This is a genomic window from uncultured Pluralibacter sp. (genome assembly GCF_913775985.1).
Classification (GTDB): domain Bacteria; phylum Pseudomonadota; class Gammaproteobacteria; order Enterobacterales; family Enterobacteriaceae; genus Pluralibacter.
The window spans coordinates 83443-107414 of record NZ_CAJYMB010000094.1 but is presented as its reverse complement, the minus strand read 5'-3'; the positions used below and the strand labels follow the sequence as shown (position 1 = coordinate 107414).

24 protein-coding genes are annotated in these 23972 nt (G+C 57.0%); 9 read left to right on the top strand and 15 right to left on the bottom strand.

Annotated features, from left to right (window positions below; all coding sequences use genetic code 11):
* Nucleotides 1–31: 31 nt before the first annotated feature.
* Nucleotides 32–1027 carry a cell division protein ZipA gene (gene zipA / locus QZ766_RS10705; RefSeq protein ID WP_297201466.1) on the bottom strand — a complete coding sequence of 332 codons (996 nt, stop codon included), beginning with the start codon at nucleotides 1025–1027 and terminating at the stop codon, nucleotides 32–34.
* A 229-nt stretch (nucleotides 1028–1256) separates the two neighbouring features.
* On the opposite strand from zipA, the gene cysZ reads away from it, so the two are divergent.
* From cysZ to QZ766_RS10675, 6 genes are all read left to right on the top strand, one after another.
* Nucleotides 1257–2018, top strand: a complete 762-nt coding sequence (cysZ, locus tag QZ766_RS10700; protein ID WP_297201463.1) for a sulfate transporter CysZ — start codon at nucleotides 1257–1259, stop codon at nucleotides 2016–2018.
* A 177-nt stretch (nucleotides 2019–2195) separates the two neighbouring features.
* Nucleotides 2196–3167, top strand: coding sequence for a cysteine synthase A (gene cysK, locus QZ766_RS10695; RefSeq protein WP_297201459.1), 972 nt, complete (start codon nucleotides 2196–2198; stop codon nucleotides 3165–3167).
* A gap of 374 nt (nucleotides 3168–3541) precedes the next feature.
* Nucleotides 3542–3799, top strand: a complete 258-nt coding sequence (gene ptsH, locus QZ766_RS10690; protein ID WP_002913505.1) for a phosphocarrier protein Hpr — start codon at nucleotides 3542–3544, stop codon at nucleotides 3797–3799.
* A 43-nt stretch (nucleotides 3800–3842) separates the two neighbouring features.
* Nucleotides 3843–5570 carry a phosphoenolpyruvate-protein phosphotransferase PtsI gene (gene ptsI / locus QZ766_RS10685; protein ID WP_297201393.1) on the top strand — a complete coding sequence of 576 codons (1728 nt, stop codon included), beginning with the start codon at nucleotides 3843–3845 and terminating at the stop codon, nucleotides 5568–5570.
* Between the two features lie 43 nt (nucleotides 5571–5613).
* On the top strand, nucleotides 5614–6117 hold the full coding sequence (gene crr / locus QZ766_RS10680; RefSeq protein ID WP_043082607.1) for a PTS glucose transporter subunit IIA: 504 nt from the start codon (nucleotides 5614–5616) through the stop codon (nucleotides 6115–6117).
* A 134-nt stretch (nucleotides 6118–6251) separates the two neighbouring features.
* A complete protein-coding gene (locus tag QZ766_RS10675; protein WP_297201387.1) occupies nucleotides 6252–7250 on the top strand; it encodes a LacI family DNA-binding transcriptional regulator in 999 nt (332 codons plus the stop codon).
* Here the strand turns inward: QZ766_RS10675 and QZ766_RS10670 are convergent.
* The 9 genes from QZ766_RS10670 to QZ766_RS10630 all read right to left on the bottom strand — a co-directional run bounded on the left by QZ766_RS10670 (nucleotide 7245) and on the right by QZ766_RS10630 (nucleotide 16454).
* Complete coding sequence (locus QZ766_RS10670; protein WP_297201384.1) at nucleotides 7245–8387, bottom strand: amidohydrolase family protein; 1143 nt, start codon at nucleotides 8385–8387, stop codon at nucleotides 7245–7247. The two genes, QZ766_RS10675 and QZ766_RS10670, sit on opposite strands and share 6 nt — an antisense overlap.
* 4 nt (nucleotides 8388–8391) lie before the next feature.
* Nucleotides 8392–9138 carry a 6-phosphogluconolactonase gene (locus tag QZ766_RS10665; protein ID WP_297201381.1) on the bottom strand — a complete coding sequence of 249 codons (747 nt, stop codon included), beginning with the start codon at nucleotides 9136–9138 and terminating at the stop codon, nucleotides 8392–8394.
* A 39-nt stretch (nucleotides 9139–9177) separates the two neighbouring features.
* On the bottom strand, nucleotides 9178–10515 hold the full coding sequence (locus QZ766_RS10660) for an MFS transporter (protein ID WP_297201378.1): 1338 nt from the start codon (nucleotides 10513–10515) through the stop codon (nucleotides 9178–9180).
* A gap of 299 nt (nucleotides 10516–10814) precedes the next feature.
* Nucleotides 10815–11654, bottom strand: a complete 840-nt coding sequence (gene pdxK / locus QZ766_RS10655) for a pyridoxine/pyridoxal/pyridoxamine kinase (RefSeq protein ID WP_297201376.1) — start codon at nucleotides 11652–11654, stop codon at nucleotides 10815–10817.
* Nucleotides 11655–11659: 5 nt separating this feature from the next.
* The gene (gene cysM / locus QZ766_RS10650; RefSeq protein WP_297201517.1) at nucleotides 11660–12571 is read right to left on the bottom strand and encodes a cysteine synthase CysM; all 912 of its coding nucleotides are present in this window, start codon (nucleotides 12569–12571) and stop codon (nucleotides 11660–11662) included.
* Between the two features lie 80 nt (nucleotides 12572–12651).
* On the bottom strand, nucleotides 12652–13743 hold the full coding sequence (gene cysA, locus QZ766_RS10645; protein ID WP_297201373.1) for a sulfate/thiosulfate ABC transporter ATP-binding protein CysA: 1092 nt from the start codon (nucleotides 13741–13743) through the stop codon (nucleotides 12652–12654).
* A complete protein-coding gene (gene cysW, locus QZ766_RS10640) occupies nucleotides 13733–14608 on the bottom strand; it encodes a sulfate/thiosulfate ABC transporter permease CysW (protein ID WP_297201370.1) in 876 nt (291 codons plus the stop codon). The genes cysA and cysW overlap by 11 nt, the downstream gene beginning before the upstream one ends.
* Complete coding sequence (gene cysT / locus QZ766_RS10635) at nucleotides 14608–15441, bottom strand: sulfate/thiosulfate ABC transporter permease CysT (protein ID WP_297201367.1); 834 nt, start codon at nucleotides 15439–15441, stop codon at nucleotides 14608–14610. The genes cysW and cysT overlap by 1 nt, the downstream gene beginning before the upstream one ends.
* On the bottom strand, nucleotides 15441–16454 hold the full coding sequence (locus QZ766_RS10630; RefSeq protein ID WP_297201364.1) for a sulfate ABC transporter substrate-binding protein: 1014 nt from the start codon (nucleotides 16452–16454) through the stop codon (nucleotides 15441–15443). Before QZ766_RS10630 ends, cysT begins: the two co-directional genes overlap by 1 nt.
* A gap of 182 nt (nucleotides 16455–16636) precedes the next feature.
* Between QZ766_RS10630 and nudI the strand changes: the two genes are divergently transcribed.
* Nucleotides 16637–17062, top strand: coding sequence for a nucleoside triphosphatase NudI (nudI, locus tag QZ766_RS10625; RefSeq protein ID WP_297201362.1), 426 nt, complete (start codon nucleotides 16637–16639; stop codon nucleotides 17060–17062).
* A gap of 42 nt (nucleotides 17063–17104) precedes the next feature.
* Here the strand turns inward: nudI and QZ766_RS10620 are convergent, their stop codons facing one another.
* The 4 genes from QZ766_RS10620 to QZ766_RS10605 form a co-directional block, all read right to left on the bottom strand.
* Complete coding sequence (locus tag QZ766_RS10620; RefSeq protein ID WP_297201359.1) at nucleotides 17105–18004, bottom strand: Dyp-type peroxidase; 900 nt, start codon at nucleotides 18002–18004, stop codon at nucleotides 17105–17107.
* Between the two features lie 96 nt (nucleotides 18005–18100).
* Nucleotides 18101–18676: an RpoE-regulated lipoprotein gene (locus QZ766_RS10615; RefSeq protein ID WP_297201356.1), complete on the bottom strand. Its 576-nt coding sequence runs from the start codon at nucleotides 18674–18676 to the stop codon at nucleotides 18101–18103.
* Nucleotides 18677–18736: 60 nt separating this feature from the next.
* On the bottom strand, nucleotides 18737–19186 hold the full coding sequence (locus QZ766_RS10610) for a DUF2919 domain-containing protein (RefSeq protein WP_297201354.1): 450 nt from the start codon (nucleotides 19184–19186) through the stop codon (nucleotides 18737–18739).
* Nucleotides 19173–19598 carry a GNAT family acetyltransferase gene (locus QZ766_RS10605; protein ID WP_297201351.1) on the bottom strand — a complete coding sequence of 142 codons (426 nt, stop codon included), beginning with the start codon at nucleotides 19596–19598 and terminating at the stop codon, nucleotides 19173–19175. The genes QZ766_RS10610 and QZ766_RS10605 overlap by 14 nt, the downstream gene beginning before the upstream one ends.
* A gap of 219 nt (nucleotides 19599–19817) precedes the next feature.
* Here QZ766_RS10605 and amiA point away from each other — a divergent pair, with 219 nt between their 5' ends.
* On the top strand, nucleotides 19818–20687 hold the full coding sequence (gene amiA, locus QZ766_RS10600; RefSeq protein WP_297201348.1) for an N-acetylmuramoyl-L-alanine amidase AmiA: 870 nt from the start codon (nucleotides 19818–19820) through the stop codon (nucleotides 20685–20687).
* Nucleotides 20687–21586: an oxygen-dependent coproporphyrinogen oxidase gene (gene hemF, locus QZ766_RS10595; protein ID WP_297201345.1), complete on the top strand. Its 900-nt coding sequence runs from the start codon at nucleotides 20687–20689 to the stop codon at nucleotides 21584–21586. The genes amiA and hemF overlap by 1 nt, the downstream gene beginning before the upstream one ends.
* 10 nt (nucleotides 21587–21596) lie before the next feature.
* Here the strand turns inward: hemF and maeB are convergent, their stop codons facing one another.
* On the bottom strand, nucleotides 21597–23876 hold the full coding sequence (maeB, locus tag QZ766_RS10590; protein WP_297201342.1) for an NADP-dependent oxaloacetate-decarboxylating malate dehydrogenase: 2280 nt from the start codon (nucleotides 23874–23876) through the stop codon (nucleotides 21597–21599).
* Nucleotides 23877–23972: the final 96 nt, after the last annotated feature.

The window sequence follows — 23972 nt, the reverse complement described above, 5'->3', positions numbered from 1 at the left end:
TTCAGAAAAAAGCTGATTGGGCGCCGCGTCGTCAGGCGTTAGCTTCTTTAACTTCGCGGATGCGGTCCTGATACTCGCGCACCTTTTGCGGCGTAATCATCCGCCGCTGGTCGTCAAGCACCACGCCGCCGACTTCATCGGCAATGTACTGGGCAGACTGGAGCATCAGCTTAAAGTTCTGCAGCTCGTCGCCAAATGACGGGACCTGCATAAAGATAGTCACGCCCGGCGTCTGCATATCGGCCATGTTTTCCGGATCGAAGGTACCCGGCTTCACCATATTGGCGAGGCTGAACAGCGCCGGGCCGCCGCCGCCGGGATTGAGATGGCGGTGGTAAATGTTCATGTCGCCGAAAACAAAGCCGGTCTGCTCGATGCTGTTGCGCAGCAGCTCGCCGTTAATGAAAGAACCCTGATGCGCGGCAACGCTGAGCACCACCACGGTTTCTTTGCGCTCTTTCGGCGCCGGCTTAGGTTGTTCAACGCGCGCAGGCGGTTCAGGCGCTTTAGCCACCGGCTCTGGCTGAACGATCTCTGGCTCGTGCGGCTGGAAAGGAGAAGGCTGCGGCGCAGCGGGCTGCTGCACGGGAGCATGCTGGCTCGGCTGCGGCGCGGCAGGCTGCTGGGGAACCGGCTGCTGGCGCGGCGGCTCTTCATAATGCCGGGGAGCCGACTGCGGCTCCTGATGGCGTACCGGCTGCTCGTGACGCGCGGGCGTCACCTGCCGTTCATACGGCGGCTGGTACTGGTGTTGAGGCTGACGAGACGCTTCAGGCTCTGCGCTACCCGTATGCTGGGCAGGCGGATTGCGGTGAACGCGAACTTCACCGACGCCGTCGGCATCTTCATCTTCGTCGAACTCGTCTTCATCCGGCGCGTCTTCATCACGGGATCGCATACGCTTCATAGGGCGATCGCGGAACATCGACGAACGTTCTTTGCGGCTGGTCCAGAAACCGTGTACCAGCAGTGCAATAATGGCTATCGCGCCAACGATGATTAATATCAGACGCAAATCCTGCATCATTATATTCTCTGTTGTTCTAACACCTTGCCACCACGGCAAACATTTACTCACTAAGAGTATTTGTCCCTAAGGTCAAGTGCAAGTGCGGACCAGAAATTCAAAGCATAAAGATGAACTAAAACGTGCCTTTTGCTGTTTTTTCGAACATTTCTGAACTGGTCATTGCCTGACAAATGGATATTATAGGCCCGCAACACGCAGAGCATGAAAAAAGGAGTGCCGCCTGACTATGGCTTCATCAACCTCAACCGCTTCACAAAGCGGTGTTTATTACTTTTCTCAAGGCTGGCAGCTCATCCGCCTCCCCGGCATCCGCCGCTACGTTTTTCTACCGCTGCTGGTCAACATCTTATTAATGGGCGGCGCGTTCTGGTGGCTGTTCAGCCGTCTTGGCGAGTGGATCCCCGCCGTGATGAGTCATGTTCCGGGCTGGCTGCAGTGGCTGAATTATCTGCTATGGCCGGTGGCGGTGCTTTCCATCCTGCTGGTGTTTGGCTACTTTTTCTCAACCATTGCCAACTGGATAGCGGCGCCTTTTAGCGGCCTGCTGGCCGAGCAACTGGAGGCGCGGCTTACCGGAGCAACACCGCCGGATACCGGCATATTCGGCATCATGAAAGACGTGCCGCGCATCATGAAGCGCGAATGGCAGAAGTTTGCCTGGTATCTGCCGCGAGCAGTGGTCCTGCTGCTGCTGTACTTCATTCCCGGCGTCGGCCAGACGCTGGCTCCGGTGCTGTGGTTCCTGTTCAGCGCGTGGATGATGGCAATTCAGTACTGCGATTATCCGTTCGATAACCACAAAGTCCCTTTCAAAACCATGCGCGAGTCGCTGCGCGAGCGCAAAGTCATGAATATGCAGTTCGGGGCGCTGACCAGCCTTTTCACGATGATCCCGGTGCTGAATCTGGTGATTTTGCCGGTAGCTATCTGCGGCGCGACGGCAATGTGGGTAGACTGCTATCGCGACAGGCTGGCCGCCTGGAAATAGCAAATTTTCGTATATGAATGTAAAGATGGCGCGGCTTATTCCGCGCCTTATTCCATCATGACTCGCTTTATTTCTCATCTGCATAACGATATGCGAAAACTTTCCTTCCGCGTGGAGATCATCTGCGTATGCTGGAGACAATTACAGATATCAGACAGTTACAGTTAAGGACGGGCTATGAGTAAGATTTTTGAAGATAATTCGCTAACAATCGGTCATACGCCGCTGGTTCGACTGAACCGTATCGGTAATGGACGCATTCTGGCCAAGGTTGAATCACGCAACCCGAGCTTTAGCGTTAAGTGCCGCATCGGTGCCAATATGATTTGGGACGCCGAGAAGCGCGGCGTGCTGAAACCGGGCGTTGAGCTGGTTGAACCCACCAGCGGCAATACCGGTATCGCACTGGCCTATGTTGCAGCCGCCCGCGGCTACAAGCTGACGCTGACAATGCCAGAAACCATGAGCGTCGAGCGCCGCAAGCTGCTGAAAGCGCTGGGTGCCAATCTGGTGCTGACCGAAGGCGCGAAAGGGATGAAGGGCGCAATTCAGAAAGCCGAAGAAATTGTCTCCGGCGATCCGCAGAAATATCTGCTGCTTCAGCAGTTCAGCAATCCGGCAAACCCGGAAATCCACGAAAAAACCACCGGTCCGGAGATCTGGGAAGATACGGACGGTCAGGTTGACGTGTTTATCGCAGGCGTAGGCACCGGCGGAACCCTGACCGGCGTCACCCGCTACATCAAAAACACCAAGGGCAAACAGGATCTGATAAGTGTTGCGGTTGAGCCGACCGACTCACCGGTGATTGCTCAGGCGCTGGCGGGGGAAGAGATCAAACCCGGCCCGCACAAAATTCAGGGTATCGGCGCCGGCTTCATTCCGGGCAACCTCGATCTGAAACTGGTCGACCGCGTCATTGCTATCAGCAATGAAGAAGCCATCTCTACTGCACGCAGGCTGATGGAAGAAGAAGGCATCCTGGCCGGTATCTCCTCAGGCGCCGCCGTTGCCGCCGCGCTCAAGCTGCAGGAAGATGAGTCCTTTACCAACAAGAATATAGTGGTTATCCTTCCCTCTTCGGGTGAGCGCTATCTGAGTACCGCACTGTTTGCCGATCTCTTCACCGAGAAAGAATTGCAACAGTAGTGCCAGAGTGTAAATTTTGTTTAAAAAAGCACCCGGGCGGGTGCTTTTTTGTGGAGTCCATCATACTTTACCCCCACTTAGCATTGCCTCAACCCGCTGCCTCTGGTATTTAACCTGTCATTATTTCGATGCGCGAAATTAATCGAATAACGAATTGCTATTGCTGAATCGATTATATGATTTGGTTCAAATCTTGCTTTCGCTGCATAATGTTTAATGACGTATCAAACGTCTACGGTCAGAACGGCCACTCAGGATTGCTTTGACCCTCTGCGTCTCGGTTACCTGCATCGACGCTGACTATACTGACCCGAATGCCGCCTGCGGCTGCGTTCAGGTCCCACAACACTAAACCTATAAGTTGGGGAAATATAATGTTCCAGCAAGAAGTTACCATTACCGCGCCGAACGGCCTGCACACCCGCCCTGCTGCTCAGTTTGTGAAAGAAGCTAAAGGCTTCACCTCCGAGATCACCGTGACCTCCAATGGCAAAAGCGCGAGCGCTAAAAGCCTGTTCAAGCTGCAGACTCTGGGCCTGACTCAGGGCACCGTAGTGACGCTCTCTGCTGAAGGCGAAGACGAGCAGAAAGCTGTTGAACATCTGGTAAAACTGATGGCAGAGCTCGAGTAAGTTCAGAGTATCTTTAAGAATCAGTCACAAGTAAGGTAGGGTTATGATTTCAGGCATTTTAGCATCCCCGGGTATCGCTTTCGGCAAAGCACTGCTGCTGAAAGAAGATGAAATTGTCATCGACCGGAAGAAAATTTCTGCCGACAGCGTCGACGAGGAAGTAGCGCGCTTTATTGATGGTCGCGCAAAAGCCTCCGCGCAGCTCGAAGCTATCAAAATGAAAGCAGGCGAGACGTTTGGTGAAGAAAAAGAAGCCATCTTCGAAGGGCATATTATGCTGCTGGAAGATGAGGAGCTGGAGCAGGAAATCATAGCCCTGATTAAAGATAAGCACATGACTGCTGATGCAGCAGCCCATGAAGTTATCGAAGGCCAGGCCACTGCCCTGGAAGAGCTGGACGATGAATACCTGAAAGAGCGCGCTGCTGACGTGCGCGACATTGGTAAGCGCCTGCTGCGCAACATCCTCGGCCTTAATATTATCGATTTAGGCGCTATTCAGGATGAAGTTATCCTGGTGGCCAAAGATCTGACGCCGTCTGAAACCGCACAGCTGAACCTGAAAAAGGTATTGGGTTTCATCACTGATATCGGCGGTCGCACCTCCCACACCTCCATCATGGCCCGCTCTCTGGAGCTGCCGGCAATTGTGGGCACCGGTAGCGTCACTTCCGAAGTGAAAAACGGCGATTACTTAATTCTCGACGCGGTTAATAACAAAGTCTACGTTAACCCGACTAACGACGAAATCGAATCCCTGCGCGCGATTCAGGCCCAGGTTGCCGAAGAGAAAACCGAGCTGGCTAAACTGAAAGACCTGCCGGCGATCACCCTCGACGGTCATCAGGTTGAAGTCTGCGCCAACATCGGTACCGTGCGCGATATCGACGGCGCCGAGCGCAACGGCGCGGAAGGTGTTGGCCTGTACCGCACCGAATTCCTGTTTATGGATCGCGACGCGCTGCCGACGGAAGAAGAGCAGTTTGCTGCTTATAAAGCCGTGGCGGAAGCCTGCGGCTCCCAAGCCGTTATCGTGCGTACCATGGACATCGGCGGCGACAAAGAGCTGCCGTACATGAACTTCCCGAAAGAAGAGAACCCGTTCCTCGGCTGGCGCGCGATTCGTATCGCGATGGATCGTAAAGAGATCCTGCGCGATCAGGTTCGCGCCATCCTGCGGGCATCCGCTTTCGGCAAGCTGCGCATCATGTTCCCGATGATCATCTCCGTTGAAGAAGTTCGCGCGCTGCGCAAAGAGATTGAGATTTACAAGCAGGAACTGCGCGATGAAGGCAAAGCCTTTGATGAAGCCATCGAAATTGGCGTGATGGTTGAAACCCCTGCAGCCGCAACCATTGCGCGTCATTTAGCCAAAGAAGTGGATTTCTTTAGTATCGGAACCAATGATTTAACGCAATATACGCTGGCGGTTGATCGTGGTAATGATATGATCTCGCATCTTTACCAGCCGATGTCACCGTCTGTTCTCAACCTGATCAAGCAAGTTATTGATGCTTCTCATGCTGAAGGCAAGTGGACTGGCATGTGCGGTGAGCTTGCTGGCGATGAACGTGCTACACTTCTGTTGCTGGGTATGGGTCTGGACGAATTCTCAATGAGTGCCATTTCCATCCCGCGTATCAAGAAGATTATCCGTAACACGAACTTCGAAGATGCGAAGGTTTTAGCAGAGCAGGCTCTTGCTCAACCGACAACGGACGAGTTAATGACGCTGGTTAACAAGTTCATTGAAGAAAAAACAATCTGCTAATCCACGAGATGCGGCCCAAATTACTGCTTAGGAGAGAAGGCTAATGGGGTTCTTAAGTAAACTTTTCGGTGACAAAGGTAATAGTGATACCGGAACCATTGAGATCATTGCTCCACTGTCTGGCGAAATCGTCAACATTGAAGACGTACCCGATGTCGTATTTGCTGAAAAAATCGTTGGCGATGGTATTGCTATCAAACCGACCGGCAACAAGATGGTAGCGCCGGTTGACGGCACTATCGGTAAAATTTTTGAAACCAACCACGCGTTCTCTATCGAGTCCGACAGCGGCATTGAGCTGTTCGTCCACTTTGGTATTGATACCGTTGAGCTGAAAGGCGAAGGTTTCAAACGTATCGCGGAAGAAGGCCAGCGCGTTAAAGTTGGCGATCCGGTTATCGAATTCGACCTGCCGCTGCTGGAAGAGAAAGCCAAGTCTACCCTGACGCCGGTTGTTATCTCCAACATGGACGAAATCAAAGAGCTGACCAAACTGTCTGGTAGCGTAACCGTTGGCGAAACGCCGGTTATCCGCATCAAGAAGTAAGTTAGCTACTCTGTAAAGCGGGCCCGCCCTGCTTTAGAAAGCCGTAACGGTGAACGTTACGGCTTTTTTATTATTAACAGAAGCGCTATGATTTTGCTTTAAAAGACAATTACTTCCGCAGCAGGACCCGGGGCATGAAAAAGGATAAGGCAAAACAGCCTAACATCACCGAAGTGGCCAAAGCGGCTAACGTTTCGCGAACCACCGTTTCCCGGGCATTCAACAATCCTGAGCTGCTGGCCAAAGAGACCGTACAACGCGTGCTGCAGGCCGCCGAAAACCTGGGCTATGCTTCCAACCACGCAGCCAGAGCGCTGAGAACCGGACGCTTTGGCAATATCGCCATTATCGTTCCCGATATCGAAAATCCCTTCTTCCCGCCGGTGATCCGCGCCGCCCAGAGCCGCGCCGATGCCGCCGGAGTATGCGTTTTTCTCGGAGATGCCGATGAAAATGCAGCCCGGGAAGAGCTGTTGTTCAGTAAGTTCGCCAGCCAGGTGGATGGTATTGTGCTGGTCTCATCCCGCATGTCGCAGGCACAAATCCTGCGCTGCGCCAGCCTCTGCCCGCTGGTATTAATTAACCGCGATATCAAAGGCCTGCCGCGCGTATTAATTGACTCGGGTACCGGCATCGCTGCCGCCGTCAGGCATCTTGCAGCAGAAGGCCATCGCCACATTGTTTACGTTAACGGGCCAATTAACTCCTGGTCAAATCAGCAACGCAGCGAGTCGGCCCGCGAAGAAGCTCACCGATGCGGAATCACTATCGATACTCTTTCCGTTCCTCGTCCCACCTACGCCGCCGGTAAACATGCAGCAACACTGTTTCCTCAAGGTCCGACTGCCGCTATCGCTTTTGACGACTTGGTTGCTCAGGGCCTGATGGCAATGCTAGCTGAACAGAAAATTAAAGTGCCGGCCGCATTTAGTATTGTGGGCTGCGATGATGTTCTGGGTGAATACCTTTTCCCCACGCTGACTACCGTTTCCTCGCGAACTGCCGATGCAGGTAAAAGCGCTGTAGATCTGCTACTAAATTTGCTGCAGGAAGGTGAAATGCGCGATGTGCGCTATCTGCTGGATACGGAACTTATCCTGCGAAACAGCACGGCACCGCGCGCGGGCTCATAGCTGAGGATGGCCGCCAAGCCACGTCTGCTCTATCTCCAGCGCCCCGTGTCCCGGCATCCATCGAAAGCGAATCAGATCGGCTACCGAGCCGGGTGCGGTACCGTACGTTTTATTCAGCAGGCGGGCCGGATTAGCAACTGCCATTTTCAGCGTGCTTGCCAGACTCATACCAGGCAATCCCGTGCAGCGACCAACGCCGAAACGCAGCGGCAGCGCGGCTCCCGCAAGGTACGGCGATCCGGTCAGCCCCAGCCGTCCGTCTGGCTCCAGCGTCACTTTTCCACCCACCGGCGTATCATAATCGCCCGGCGGCAGCCCACCGGCCATCGCCGTATCTGAGACCAGAATCACGTTTTCAACTCCCTTTGCCCGCACCATTACAGTCAATACTTCATTTGAGAGATGATGCCCATCGGCAATTAACATTGCCATAAGTCGCTCCTCGGCAAGCTGTGACCATATATAGTTGGGATGTCGGGGCAGCATACCGTGGGCGCCGTTGCCAAGATGCGTTGACAAGCTGGCACCGGCTTCAACCGCATCAACGATCTGCTGATGGCTACTGTGGGTGTGTCCGAGGGAAACCCGCACACCTTGCTGCACCAGCGCACGGATATAACGTCCGCACTCCGGGAAGTGCGGCGAAAGCGTTACCAACTTGACCAGGTTACCGCTGGCCTGCTGCCAGCGAGCAAACTCTGCCAGATCAGGTGGACGAATGTGCTCCGCCGGATGCGCGCCCCGGGGGCCGTCCTGTGGTGAAATGGATGGCCCTTCCAGATGCACGCCGAAAATCATTGCCTTAGCAATCCCATCCTGCTGTCGGGCAGCAGAAATAGCACGCAGTGCGCAGAGAATTTTTTCTGGCGAGCTGGTAATAATCGTCGGTAAAAAGGCGGTAACGCCCTCTTTCAGCAGCGCCCGGCACAGGGCGCTGACCTCTTCCACTTGCAACGTGCCGGCATTGATATCGTGACCGAAGTAACCGTTCACCTGCAAATCCACAAGTCCGCCGGAGATGTAGCGAGTTTCCTCTGCCGGCCCTGGTCTCATTGCAACAATACGCCCGGCCTCCAGCTCCAGCTCTACACTCTCGCCAGACTCGGGCAAGCGTCCAGTGATAGTCTGCTTGCTCATCGGATTATCCCTCCGGCAGAGAATCTGCATCCAGATAAAGGGAGCAGGCCGCGTGCGTTCTGAGCACACTGGACGGCCAGCGTGTAGAAATTGGCCCGTGTAGCGTCTGATAAACTGCCTCGCGCTTTGCTGCTCCCGGCACCACGCAGAAAATTTCAGCAGCCGAAAGCAGGCAGGGGATCGTCAGCGTAAGCGCACTGGTTGGTACTTCATTCAATGCTGAAAAACATTGATCGTCTACCTGCTGCTGACGGCAGGTATTGTCCAGCTCCACGACCTTCACCACACAGGTATCGCCAAAATCTGCCACCGGCGGATCGTTAAAGGCCAGATGACCGTTTACCCCGATGCCCATTACCGCAATATCAATAGGCGCTTCGTTGAGCAGCTGCGTATAGCGTTCAATGCATGCCTGGCTGCCCTCTTCGGGGGTTAACAAATTCACCGCCTTGAAGTGCAAATGGCCAAAAATATGTTGGGTAAGCCACTGGCCAAAGCGTTGGGAGGCCGAAGGTGTGAGCCCGAGATATTCGTCCATATGGAACGCGGTAACCCGGCTCCAGTCAATGTCTGACATTTGCCGCAGGGTGGCGAGTGTTTCCGCCTGGCTTGGGGCTGCTGCAAAAATCATACGAACTTCCGGCTGCTGGCTCAGGCGAGCGCGGATAGTATCCGCAATATCCCGTGCCGCGCGTTCTCCCATGGTCTGACGATCGGCATAGCGGTGAATATTCAGTGGGTATTCTTTCATGGTAAAAAAGTGTCCTTTTTCAATAGTAGAGTGTCTTGATCAGTGTGCGCGCTTGAGGCGACGAGCGAGCTGCACGGCTGTAAGGGTCAGAATGCAGCAGGCAACGAGATAAAGCGCGACCAGCGTAGGCTTACCATCACCCACGGTCACCAGCGCGGTGGCGATCATTGGCGTCGCACCGGCGAAAATAACGCTGTTGAGTTCCCGCGACAGGGCCATACCTGAATAGCGATAACGTGCGGGAAAAAGGCTGGTGAGAAACGCACCCTGCGCCCCTGATGTGGCTGCATGACCAATCCCGTAGGCCATGCTCATACCAAGGATCGCCAGCAGCAAGCGGCCCGACTCCAGCATCAGAAAAAACGGGAACGCGAACAGCCCGAGGAAAATAGCGCCAAAAGAGAAGATAGCCGTGAAACCGAATCGGTCAGCAAGCCTGCCCATCACCGGAGTCATCAACGTGTTAACCGTAACGGCCACCATCAGCGCCGCCAACCCGTGGGATTTATCCATTCCTAAAGTGTTCGCCATGTAGCTCAGGCTGAACACACTCAGCACGTAGCCGTAAGCAAGATGTCCGGCCAGGCTACAGAAGCCGAGCAGCACTTCGCGCCAGCTATTTTTAAGTAAGATAACCAGCGGTACCTGCTCCTTCTTCCGTTTGCTAGCGCTCTTTTCCTGAGCAGCGGCATATTCCGGCGTTTCGTCGAGATTCTTACGGATATAAATCGCCACGACAAAAAGCAGTGCAGACAGCAAGAAAGGCACCCGCCACCCCCAACTCATAAAGGCCTCTTCAGGCAGCTGGGTGACTATCCAGAAAGCCCCGGTTGAGCAGAGGATCCCGACGCCTGTAGAGGACATAATGATGGAGGTATAAAACCCGCGTTTTTCTGGCGGCACAAACTCAGCCACGAATGTTTGCGCTCCCGCCAGTTCTGCCCCGGCGCCAAAGCCCTGCATCAGGCGCAGAAGCACCAGTAAAATGGAGGCCCACACGCCGATGTCGTACCAGGTCGGTAGCAGCCCCAGCGCTACCGTTGCCGTTCCCATCAGTAAAATCGAGAATAAAAGCGCCGGTTTGCGCCCGTACTTATCACCAATATGGGCAATCACGATCCCGCCAATTGGACGAGAAAGAAAACCAACGGCAAAGGTGGCGAAAGCCGCAAGCATCGCAAGCCCTGGCGAGAGCGCTGGGAAAAAAAGCTTGTTAATGACTAAACCGGCAATCGCGCCGTAAAGGGAGTAATCAAACCATTCGATTACAGTGCCGACAACGCTCGCGGTAACTACCTTACGCACGGTTTTTTGATCGGCTACATAAATTTGCTCGCGGCAGGCTGCCGCTGTTAGTACGCCCTGACTATCTGTCATAACGACCTCTCATGAAATCAATTTCATTGATATATTTAAATTAAATACTTAATTATCATTAAATTAAAAAATATATAATTCACTTAAAACAAAAATGATGAAATCGATTTCATTAAAAGAAAACCGAGGTTTAAAGTCAACCGGCGTGCAAAAAGGATCCTGGAAACGTGACTCTATTCACGCTCAGCGGAGGGATGAAAGCAGGCGATTAAGGGAGTGGGGAACTCTCCTTCCGCCTGCATCGAGGCAGAAGGAGACGCGGTACGGCACGTATATCAGAATTTTGCGAGGGGTGAGTGTTAAGAACGCGGCGGCAGCAGCAGTTCGTCATACTCTTTATCGAGGGTATAGCGCATCACTTCTACTACCCTGTCGCCCGCCGCCTGCACCGCGTCGGGCAGCGTTTTGCCCTGCACGATAGCGCAGATAAGCTCGGAGCAGAACAGATCGCCGGTGCCTTTCAGATCCGTGCCCACCCGCGGCCAGCCGCAGATACTGATGCAGTCGGCAGTGATCAGCACCACGTGAATATCGTCATCGCCGGGAACCGGCGCGCTAGTAATGGCAACCCACTCGAGGGTGGCGGACAGCAGGCTTTTCGCCGCCGCAATGGCCTCTTCCAGCGTCGTGCACGGTTTACCGCTCAGCACGCCGAGCTCGAACACGTTGGGGGTGATCCCCTGCGCCAGCGGCAGCAGATGATTGCTGTAGGCGGCCGGAATTTCTGGCTTCACGTAGATACCGCTGTCGGTATCACCGATTACCGGATCCACAAGTATCACCAGCTCGGGATGCTTTTCACGCAGCGCCTTCAGCCACGTCGCCAGCAGCTCAATCTGGCTGGCGCTGCCCATATAGCCGGTCGTGACGGCTTTTAGCGTCCGCAGCGCGTCGCGGTCTTCCAGCCCCTGCAGGTAGCCCTTAAACCACGCATCGGGAATGATGCCGCCGTAAATGGTGTCGTAATGCGGGGTGTTGCTGAATAACACGGTTGGGACCGCCAGCACGTTCAAATCGTGCAGCTTAATATTCGGTACCGCTACGCTGTTGCCGACGCTGCCATATACCACCTGCGATTGCACCGCGACGATATCCGCCTGCTGCGCCCGGGTCTTGTCCCGGAATAAAATCATTTCCACGGCTGTTAGATCCCCGCCCCTTGACTGTAACTCTCTTCATCAAACACACCGGTAGACAGATAGCGGTCGCCGCGATCGCACACGATCGCTACCACCACCGCACCCGGATTGGCTTTCGCCACCCGCAGCGCGCCTGCTACCGCACCTCCGGAACTGACCCCGCAGAAGATGCCTTCGCGCACCGCCAGTTCGCGCAGAGTATTCTCCGCTTCGCGCTGGTGAATATCCATGACCTCATCCACTAAAGCGGCATCGAATATGCCCGGCATATAGGCAGCCGGCCAGCGGCGGATGCCGGGGATGCTGCTGCCCTCTTCCGGCTGGAGGCCAATAATGCGCACGTCGCCCGCCTGCTCGCGCAGAAAGCGCGACACACCGGTAATGGTACCGGTGGTACCCATGCTGGAGACAAAGTGGGTCAGCCGCCCGCCGGTTTGCTGCCAGATCTCGGGGCCGGTAGTCGTGTAGTGCGCGTAGGGATTATCGGGATTGTTAAACTGATCGAGGAGCCTGCCTTCGCCGCGCGCCGCCATCGCCTTTGCCAGATCCCGCGCGCCCTCCATGCCCTGCTCCTGAGTGACCAGAATCAGCTCCGCGCCGTAGGCCAGCATCGCCGCCCGCCGCTCGTGGCTCATGTTGTCGGGCATCAGCAGCTTCATGCGGTAGCCTTTTAGCGCGGCGATCATCGCCAGCGCAATCCCGGTATTGCCGCTGGTAGCTTCAATCAGCGCGTCGTCGGGGCGGATCTCACCGCGCTTTTCTGCCTGCACAATCATCGACAGCGCCGCGCGGTCCTTCACCGAACCGGCGGGATTGTTGCCCTCGAGTTTTACCCAGACTTCGCTGCCGTTGTCCGGGCCAATGCGCTGCAGTTTCACCAGCGGCGTATTGCCAATGGTATGTTCCAGAGTTGTCACGGCCATCATCCAATAAAAAGCCCGGCTGCGCTGAGCGAACCGGGCCGGAAAATTAATTGCGTTCGGATAATCTAAACGTATCAGGCGCTCTGCGCCAGGGCAAGCTCCTCGCGGTTTTCGATACGCTCCTGCTCGTGATACAGCCTGGCGTGCTGCAGACCAACGAACAGCCGATCGCCGCGGTGCGGCACCTCGTCGCGCATCACCACCGTCAGCGGCTCGCTGTACCAGCCGAGCGGCTGCACCACCAGCTGGGTATAGTGGCCTTTCGGGCTGGCTTCCAGCACTTCCACCGGCAGCGGCGAATCGAGACTGGTGCGGCGGCTGATATCCACTTCCCACGGGCGCAGAAACAGATCCACCGGTCCCTGATACGCGGGCGTATAGCCCAGCGGCCAGCGGTGGGCCCCGACGTGAAACTGTCCGCCGCGCACCTCGCCCTTCAGGCGGTTCACTTCTCCCATAAACTCCACCACGAAGCGCGTTGCCGGCTCACGCCAGACCTGCTCGGGAATATCCACCTGCTCGATGTTGCCCTGGCTCATCACCACCACTCTGTCGGCAACTTCCATCGCCTCTTCCTGGTCGTGGGTGACGAACACGCTGGTGAACTTCAGCTCCTCGTGCAGCTGGCGCAGCCAGCGGCGCAGCTCTTTACGCACCTGGGCATCCAGCGCGCCAAAAGGTTCGTCGAGCAGCAGGATCTGCGGCTCCACCGCCAGGGCGCGCGCCAGGGCCACGCGCTGCTTCTGGCCGCCGGAAAGCTGGGCCGGATAGCGATCCGCCAGATGCGCCAGCTGAACCATCTCCAGCAGGCGGGTCACTTTGGCTTTAATTTCTGCCGCAGCCGGGCGCTCGCGTCTGGGCAGCACCGTCAGGCCAAAAGCGATGTTGTCGAACACCGTCATGTGGCGAAACAGGGCGTAGTGCTGAAAAACGAAGCCGACTTTGCGGTCCCTGGCATGCAGGCGGCTGACGTCCGTTCCCTGAAAGCGGATCTGCCCGCTGGTCTGGTGCTCCAGGCCAGCGATAATGCGCAACAGCGTGGTTTTACCGGAGCCGGACGGCCCGAGCAGCGCCACCATCTGGCCCGACGGAATATCCAGCGAGATGTCATTCAGCACCTGGGTGCGGCCAAAGGATTTTTTAATATTGACGATCTCAATGCTCATGTTGCTTCTCCTGCCGCGCGCGTTTTTCCTGATTCTCCAGGCGCCACTGCAGCATACTCTTTAAAAACAGGGTCAAAATAGCCAGCAGGGTCAGCAGGGCCGCTGCGGTAAAGGAGCCGACGGTATTGTAATCCTGCTCCAGCAGTTCAATTTGCAGCGGCAGGGACAGCGTCTCACCGCGAATCGAGCCCGACACCACCGACACCGCGCCGAACTCGCCGATGGCACGGGCGTTGGTCAGCACCACGCCGTACAGCAGCGCCCAGCGAATATTCGGTAGCGTGACCCGTCGGAACATCTGCCAGCCGGAGGCGCCCAGCAGGATCGCCGCTTCGTCTTCATTGCTGCCCTGGCTCAGCATCACCGGCACCAGCTCGCGGACCACGAACGGGCAGGTAACGAAAATGGTCGCCAGCACCATCCCCGGCCAGGCAAACATAATCTGGATGTTGTGGGCGTCCAGCCACGGGCCGATGGGGCCGTTGGCGCCGTAAAACAGCAGATACACCAGCCCCGCCACCACCGGCGAGACGGCAAAAGGAATATCCAGCAGGGTCAGCAGCAGCTGGCGGCCCGGAAAATTAAAGCGCGTCACCAGCCACGCCAGCAGCGTGCCGAACAGCAGGTTAACCGGGACGGTTATCAGGGCGATCATCACCGTCAGCCAGATGGCGTGCAGCATGTCCGGATCGGCCAGATTGTGCAGCACCGGCATCAGCCCCTTGCTGAACGCCTGCACGAAGATATAAATCATCGGCACCAGCAGAATAAATGCCGATATCAGCATCCCGGTGCCGATCAGCAGCCATTTGCCCCAGTTAATGCGGGGCGCGTCATAGTGTTTCAATTGCGTAACGTCCGTCATCAGTGACCCACAACCCGTCGTCCGAAACGGCTTTGCAGCGTATTAATTGAGAACAGCAGCAGCAGCGAAGCCGCAAGGATCACCGAGGCAATCGCGCTCGCCGCCGGGTAGTCGAACTGCTGCAGGTTGACGAAGATCATCAGCGAGGTCACTTCCGTCTTCCAGGCAATGTTGCCGGCAATAAAAATAACCGCGCCAAACTCGCCGAGGCTGCGGGTAAACGACAGCGCGATACCCGCGATCAGCGCGGGAGACAGCTCCGGAAGCACGACTTTGCGAAAGCTTTGCAGCCGCGTGGCGCCCAGGGTCTCGGCAGCCTCCTCGTATTCCGGGCCCAGCTCCTCCAGCACCGGCTGAACCGTGCGCACCACGAAGGGAATGCTGGTAAACGCCATCGCCACCGCGATGCCAAGCCAGGTGTAGGTCACTTTGATATCGAATTTCGCCAGAAACTCGCCGTAAAAACCGTTTACCGAGAACAGCGAGGCCAGCGTAAGGCCCGCTACCGCGGTGGGCAGGGCGAACGGTAAATCCATCAACGCATCGAGCAGCGTGCGCCCGGGAAAGCGGTAGCGGGTCAGGATCCAGGCCATCAGCAGGCCGAAGACGCCGTTAAAAATCGACGCAACAAAGGCCGACAGCAGCGTGACCTTATAGGCCGCCACCACCTGCGGGTTGCTGATAACCTCCCAGTACTGCGCCCAGCTCATCTGCGAAAGCTGGATAACCAGCGCGCTGAGCGGCAGAAGCAGGATCAGGCATACGAACAGCAGGCTGGTGCCGAGGCTGAGGGTGAAACCGGGCAGAACGCGCTTCGACGATGCTGCAAACATTACTTATGCCCCGCCGCCAGCAGCTTATCCAGCTCGCCGCCGTTGGCGAAGTGGGTCTTCATCGCTTCAGGCCAGGAACCGAAACGGTCTTCCACCCGGAACAGATCGGTCTGCGGGAACTTGTCTTTCAGCTTGTCCATTACCGCCGGATTGTTCACCCGGTAGTAAAAGTCGGTAATGATTGCCTGCGCCTGCGGCGTATAGAGCCAGTTCAGGTAGGCTTTCGCCGCTTTTTCAGTGCCGTTGGCCTTAACGTTTTTATCCACCCAGGCCACCGGGAACTCCGCCAGAATATTGGTTTTCGGCACCACCACCTCAAACCCTTTATCCTCGTACTGCTTGCGGATATTGTTCACTTCAGATTCAAAGGTAATCAGCACGTCACCCAGCCCGCGCTCGACGAATGAGGTGGTCGCGCCGCGCCCGCCGGTATCGAACACTTCGACGTTTTTCAGAAACTGCGTCATGAACTGTTCAGTTTTGGCTTTGTCATTACCGTCTGCTTTATCCGCCGCGCCCCACGCTGCCAGATAGGTATAGCGCGCGTTGCCGGAGGTTTTCGGATTCGGGAAAATCAGCTTCACGTCCGGGCGCACTAAATCGCTCCAGTCGTGTACGTTCTTCGGATTGCCCTTACGCACCAGGAACGCCATGGTCGAATAGAACGGCGAGCTGTTATTCGGCAGGCGGCTCTGCCAGTTGGCCGGGATCAGGTTACCCCTGTCGTGCAGGATCTGCACGTCGGTCACCTGGTTATAGGTAACCACATCCGCTTTCAGCCCCTGCAGAATAGCCAGCGCCTGGCGGGAAGAACCGGCGTGAGACTGCTTGATAACCAGCTTGTCGCCACCGTTGTCTTTCGCCCACTGCTGCTCGAAGGGCGGGTTCAGCGCGGCGAAAAGCTCACGGGAAACATCGTAAGAGCTGTTGAGCAGCTCGGTCGCCTGGGCCTGAGCCATCAGCAGCAACGCGCCCGCTGCCAGCGCGGCTTTTTTCAGTGAGTTAGCGGCCATGGAGCCCTCTTATAAATGTGATAACTATCTTATGGTCATAATATTTATAACGAGGATGAAAGCTGTAACGGTTTTATATACCGTTTAGTGATTTGGAAGTTTAAAAGAGAATAAGACGCCGTGCAGAGTTCAGCTGCCGTCGTTTTGCTACAGTAGATGGGATGAAATTAAAGGAGATAGCCATGCGACAAAGGACGATCGTCTGCCCGATTATTCAGAACAACGGCGCCTACCTGCTGTGTAAAATGGCCGATAACTGCGGAGTGTTTCCGGGCCAGTGGGCCCTGCCCGGCGGCGGCATGGAGCCAGGTGAAACTCTGCATCAGGCGCTGGCGCGGGAAATCGCCGAAGAGCTGGGGGACAACCTCAAAATTACCCACATCGCACCGTGGAAATTCCGCGACGATACCCGCGTTAAAACTTACCCCGACGGCACCACGGAAGAGATTTACATGATTTATCTGCTGTTCGACTGCATCTGCGCCAACCGGGAGGTAACGTTCAACGAGGAGTTTCAGGCGGTGGCCTGGGTCAGCCCGGAAGAGTTAATGAATTACGATTTGAATGTGGCGACGCGCCAGACGTTTCGCGAGAAGGGGCTGTTATAGACAGCATTGCGCCGGGCGGTACTGCCCGGCGCAATGAACGGCTTACAGCGACAGCAGCCTGTCGAGGGACGGCGCGAAGTAGTAGCCGCCGGTAACCGGACGGGTAAAGCGCAGCATCGCATCACGCTTGCCGTCAGTGTCGCCGAACATGCTCAGCAGCTGCTGCTCGATGTTGTGCAGCCGCGCGCAGTAGGCGCAAAAGTACAGGCCGTGAACGCCGCTGGCGGTGCCGTAAGGCAGGCTCTGGCGGACAATTTTCAGCCCCTTGCCGTCTTCTTTCAGATCGACGCGGCTCAGGTGTGACGTAACCGGGCGCGCGTCGCCGTCCAGCTCTTCATTGGCCACTTTGGTACGGCCAATCATCATCTCCTGATCGTGAATACTCATGCGGTTCAGCTGCTTGAGGTTGTGTTCCCAGCGCTGGACGAACACGTAGCTGCCGCCGGCATCAACGCCGTCCGCAATCACCGCCACTTCGCGGCGGGTCTCTTCCCCGGCCGGGTTTTCGGTGCCGTCCACGAAGCCGCTCAGATCGCGATCCTCAACCCAGCGGAAGCCGTGAATCTCTTCTTTTACCTCAATGGCGTCGCCGAAGGCTTCCAGCGCCGCCTGAGCGATTGAGAAGTTAACGTCGTGGCGCAGGGAAAGAACGTGGATCAGCACGTCGTACTGGGTGGCGGGGGCCAGGCCTTTACCGTAGGCGACAAAATCTTTCAGCTCGCCGGCACCGACGCCGCCGCTCAGGGCGCGCCAGGTATCGTGACCAAAAGCCACCACGGCGCCGGGATTGGCATCGGGGAACTGGCTTTCGAAGGTGGCTAATTTGTCGGCAAAAATGCGGCTGCCTTCGCGCAGGGCGTTAACGTCGCCTTTAACATTCGCTTCAATCCAGATTGCCGCCCGGCAATGCTCCGGCAAGATACCGCTCTGAACCTGTGACATAGTGACTCCTGAAAAAAAAGATGCCACGACTGCGTGGCATTATTATGGCGCGTATTGTATGCGTTTTTTCAGGCGTCGGGCTTGTCCTGACGCAAATTAACGACGCCAGATAATCTTGCTGACTTTCCAGTTATGCAGAATGTCGTCCGGAGGCATCAGCGCCTGCGGTCCGCTCCAGCTGCCGCTGAACACGTAGCTAATGTGCTGGCTGCCTTTCGCTTTGCACTCTACGCTTTCAGCATCGTCACCGCGCGCTTTCTGACAGTTGTCGAAGGCCTTGCTGTAGATATCGCTAAACGGCGTACCGATTTTCGTTCCGTCCTCAGCCTTGATATCACCGTCCATCACCTCAATCCGGCTAACGGTTCCCGCATCGCCGTTAATCACCAGCGCCACCTTGTTGTCTTTCATCGCTTCAAAAAACTTCACGATGCTGCCGCTGGCGGTCTTCATTCCGCTGCGCAGGCGGTAGTCGCTGCCGAGCGCGTCGCCGATAGCCGAATCGGTAAGCGGAGTCGCCGCGGTAATTTTACCCACGCCCTGCTCCGTGACTTCCGTCGACGAACCAAACCAGTTCCACGGATAGGCCGATGACCAGTTCACTGAACTGAGGGTTGAACAGCCCGTCAGCACCAGGGGCAGCGCGCAGAGCAGTACACGTATCGATTTCATTGCAGATCCTTTCTCCGTAAAGCAACGCCTGTTGGAGTACCAAATGCCAAAAAAGTGCCGCTAATCTTGCGACGGGGAAAAACAGACCCGCAGGCGGGCGTCGGTGAGCAGCCACCACAGCGCGAAAGCATCGATCGCGACCAGCAGCAGGCCGATGCCGGAGAGCGGTTCACCCATTAGCCACAGCGCCGGCTGCCAGCACAGCAACAGCAGCTGAGCGGCGACAAGCGCCGGGCGCAGGGCGGCCCACAGGCGTGGATACTGCTGGCGCCGTCCGCTCAGCAGAAACGCCGCCACCGCCGGAATACCCGGCAGCAGATCCAGCCAGAAGGCGTCCCGGTCGGGATAGAACAGGGAAAGCAGCACGTCGCCCTGCTGGCGTGAGGCGGCGGCAATCACAAACAGCACCCAGGTGCGCGCCTGCAGCAGCAGAGTCAGCCAAAAAAGAAGCGGCAGCCGAAGCCGCCCGCGGTGGTCATAATCGGAAGGGAGAAACTCAATACTCTTCATCTTCAATCAGGCGCTTGCCCATCAGCACGGTATCCGAATGCTCGTAGCCCAGCCGCTCGTACATGCCCTGCACCATGTCGTTCTCTTCCCGCACCATGATATTTATTTTCGGGCAGCCGCGGGCGATGAGCTTTTTCTCCAGCCGGCTCAGCAGCGCATTGGCAATGCCGCGCCCGCGGTATTCCGGATGCACGCCGAGATAGTAGGCCGAGCCGCGGTGGCCATCGTAGCCGCCCATCACCGAACCGACCACTTCGCCGTTAACCTCGGCCACCAGAAACAGGCTCGCGTCGTGATTGATTTTACGCTCGATATCCATCTCCGGGTCGTTCCAGGCCCGCAGCAAATCGCAGCGCTCCCAGAGGGTAATCACCTCTTCAAAATCAGACTGGCGAAAAACGCGTATCTCCATGGTATTGCCCATCTTCTGGTGGTTGATAATCGGTGATTATGGCTTGAACGTGCGCAATATCCAATATTTGACGAACCGTGAGGCAAAAAATGGCATAATGCCGCTCAGTCATGTATTGAAATGAAAAGTAAAACAATTCTCATCTTCGAGGGTCGTAACGGAAAACGCGATACGATATAACACGTTGAACCACTCCCTTAACAACTCAATTCAGGCCGCATGAGCACTTTTAAACCCTTAAAAAAACTCGCATCTCGCCGTCAGGTGCTAAAAGCCGGGCTGGCCGCACTGACGTTGTCAGGCATGTCTTCCGCCGTCGCCCGGGAAACGTCGACGCTAAAAACCAGCAACAGCCACAGCAAGCCGGCCAAAAAAACCGGCTCCAGGCGGATTGTGATGCTCGATCCCGGACACGGCGGCATTGATAGCGGCGCGATTGGTCACCAGGGCTCAATGGAGAAGCACGTGGTGCTGTCCATCGCCAAAAATGTGCGCGCCCTGCTGCGCAGCCACGGGATTGACGCCCGCCTGACCCGCGACGATGACACCTTTATTCCGCTCTACGATCGGGTCGAAATCGCCCATAAACACGGTGCGGATCTGTTTATGTCCATTCACGCCGACGGTTTTACCAATCCTAGTGCGGCGGGCGCCTCCGTTTTCGCCCTCTCCAACCGCGGCGCCAGTAGCGCCATGGCGAAATACCTGTCGGACAAAGAAAACGCCGTGGACGAGCTGGCCGGTAAAAAAGCGGTGGATAAAGACCACCTCCTGCAGCAGGTGCTGTTCGACCTGGTGCAAACGGACACCATCAAAAACAGCCTGACGCTGGGATCGCACATCCTCAAGCAGATTAAGCCGGTGCACAGGCTGCACAGCCGCAGCACCGAGCAGGCGGCGTTTGTGGTGCTGAAATCACCGTCGATTCCGTCGGTGCTGGTGGAAACCTCATTTATCACCAACCCCGGCGAAGAGAAGCTGCTCGGCACCACGGCGTTTCGCCAGAAAATTGCCCGCGCTATCGCCTCGGGGATCGTGAGCTACTTTAACTGGTTCGATAATCAGAAAGCCCATGCCAGGAAACGTTAATGAAGCCTGATGTCTACGCCGTGAAGACTTTTCTGCTGGCGCTGCAGGAGGATATCTGCCGCCAGCTTTCCGCCGCTGACGGCAGCGTATTTACCGAAGACAGCTGGCAGCGCGAGGGCGGCGGCGGCGGACGCAGCCGGGTGCTGCGCGACGGCGGCGTGTTCGAGCAGGCGGGCGTTAACTTCTCCCACGTTCACGGCGACGCTATGCCCGCCTCCGCCACCGCGCATCGCCCGGAGCTGGCGGGACGCAGCTTTGAAGCGATGGGCGTCTCGCTGGTGGTCCATCCCCGCAATCCTTACGTGCCCACCAGCCACGCCAACGTGCGCTTTTTCATCGCCGAAAAACCCGGTGCCGATCCGGTCTGGTGGTTCGGCGGCGGCTTCGACATGACGCCCTACTACGGCTTTGATGAGGACGCGGTGCACTGGCACAGCGTCGCCCGGGATCTGTGTCAGCCCTTCGGCGACGACGTTTATCCGCGCTACAAAAAGTGGTGCGACGACTACTTCTTCCTCAAGCACCGCAACGAGCAGCGCGGCATCGGCGGCCTGTTCTTTGACGATTTGAACACGCCGGATTTTGACCGCTGCTTCGCCTTTATGCAGGCGGTCGGCAACGGCTATGCCCGGGCCTACCTGCCGATTGTCGAGCGCAGAAAAGAGACGCCCTGGGGCGAGCGCGAGCGTAATTTTCAGCTTTATCGCCGCGGGCGCTACGTGGAGTTCAATCTGGTGTGGGATCGCGGGACGCTGTTTGGCCTGCAGACCGGCGGCAGAACGGAGTCGATTTTGATGTCGATGCCGCCGCTGGTGCGCTGGGAGTACGGCTATGAGCCAGAAGAAGGCAGCCCGGAGGCTGCCTTGAGTACGTTTATTCAGGTACGAGACTGGGTGTAGGCCGCGCCGCTTATAGCGGCTCGGTCTGCGCTTCCACCACCGCCAGCGCCACCATGTTAACGATGCGGCGCACCGAGGCAATCGGCGTCAGAATGTGCACCGGCTTGGCAGCGCCCATCAGTACCGGCCCCACCGTCACCCCTTCCGAACTGGAGACCCGCAGCAGGTTGTAGCTGATGCGGGCCGCTTCCATGTTCGGCATCACCAGAATATTGGCCGAGCCCTTCAGCGGGCTGTCCGGCATGCGCTCGTGGCGGATGCTCTCCACCAGCGCGGCGTCGCCGTGCATCTCCCCGTCAATCATCAGATCCGGATCGCGCTGGCGCACCAGCTCGAGCGTGTCGCGCATTTTGGTGGCCGCCGGGCAGTTCGAAGAGCCGAAGTTAGAGTGCGACAGCAGCGCCACCCGGGGTTCGATGCCGAAGCGGCGCACCGTCTCTGCCGCCATTACGGTGATTTCCGCCAGCTGCTCGGGCGTCGGGTCGTCATTGACGTAAGTATCAGCAATAAAGGTGTTGCCGCTCGGCAGCAGCAGCGCGTTCATTGCCCCGGCGGTGTGAACGCCGTCGCGGTAGCCAAACAGCTGCTGCACCACGCTAAAGTGTTCGTGGTAGTCGCCGATAGTGCCGCAGATCAGCGCGTCGGCCTCGCCGCGCTGAACCATGATCGCGCCGATCACCGTCGGGTTGGCAATCACGTGGCGCTGGGCCTGCTCCGGGGTGATCCCCTTGCGCTTCATGATGTTGTAGTACTCCATCCAGTACTCTTTGAAGCGCGGATCGGATTCGTTGTTGACGATTTCAAAGTCAACGCCCGGCTTGATTTGCAGCCCGAGCTTCTGCAGGCGCATTTCGATAACGTTCGGGCGGCCAATCAGAATCGGCTTCGCCAGACCCAGCGTAATCAGCTCCTGGGTAGCGTGCAGAACGCGGTTCTCTTCCCCTTCCGCCAGCACCACGCGCTTCGGCTCTTTGCGCGCCTGGGAGAAGATAGGCTTCATGAACAGGTTGGTTTTGTAGACAAACTCGCTGAGCTTCTCTTCGTAGGCGCTGAAATCCTCAATCGGACGCATTGCCACGCCGGAATCCATTGCCGCTTTCGCCACCGCCGGCGCAATCTTGACAATAAGGCGCGGATCGAACGGTTTCGGAATGATGTACTCCGGCCCGAAGCTGAGGTCCTGATCGCCGTAGGCCGACGCCACCACTTCGCTCTGCTCGGCGTGCGCCAGCTCGGCAATTGCGTGCACGGCCGCAAGCTTCATCTCTTCGTTAATGGCGGTGGCACCCACGTCCAGCGCCCCGCGGAAGATAAACGGGAAGCAGAGCACGTTGTTAACCTGGTTGGGATAATCCGAGCGGCCGGTGCAGATGATGGCGTCCGGGCGCACCTCTTTGGCCAGCGGCGGCAGAATTTCCGGCTCGGGGTTTGCCAGGGCCAGGATCAGCGGCGCCCGCGCCATGCCCTTGACCATCTCCGGGGTCAGCACTTTCGGGCCGGAGCAGCCGAGGAAAATGTCCGCGCCGTCCATCACGTCCGCCAGCGTGCGCCTGCCGTCGTCTGCCACCGCGTAGGCGGCTTTGGTTTCGGCCATATTCGGCTCGCGATCTTTATAGATAACGCCCTTCGAGTCGCAGACCACGATGTTGTGCTTCTGCATCCCGAGCGCCACCAGCAGGTTCATACAGGCGATAGCCGCCGCGCCCGCGCCGGACACCACCATCCGCACGTCGGAAATGTTTTTTTCTACTACCCGCAGGCCGTTGATGATGGCAGCGGTGCTGATGATCGCCGTGCCGTGCTGGTCGTCGTGGAAAACCGGAATGTTCATGCGCTCGCGCAGCTGCTGCTCGATATAGAAGCACTCCGGCGCTTTAATGTCTTCGAGGTTAATACCGCCGAAAGTGGGCTCCAGGGCCGCCACCACGTTAATGAACTTCTCCGGATCGGTTTCATCCACTTCAATGTCAAATACGTCGATACCGGCAAACTTCTTAAACAGGACGCCTTTACCTTCCATCACCGGCTTGCCCGCCAGCGCGCCAATATTGCCGAGGCCGAGCACCGCCGTGCCGTTTGAGATAACGGCCACCAGATTGCCGCGCGCCGTGTATTTGTAAGCCGCCAGCGGATCCTTTTCGATTTCAAGACACGGTGCCGCTACCCCGGGGGAATAGGCAAGCGCCAGATCGCGCTGGGTCGCGAGCGGCTTGGTGGGCGATACCTGGATTTTTCCCGGAACAGGGAACTCGTGGAAATCAAGGGCACTCTGTTTTAACTGGTCGTCCATCTTATTGTCCTTTTGCTTCACGTATCATTTTGACAGGAAAAATAACGTCTCTGGCGAACCGGGAAGTATCGCCGTTTAGCGCCGCATAAACTTTGA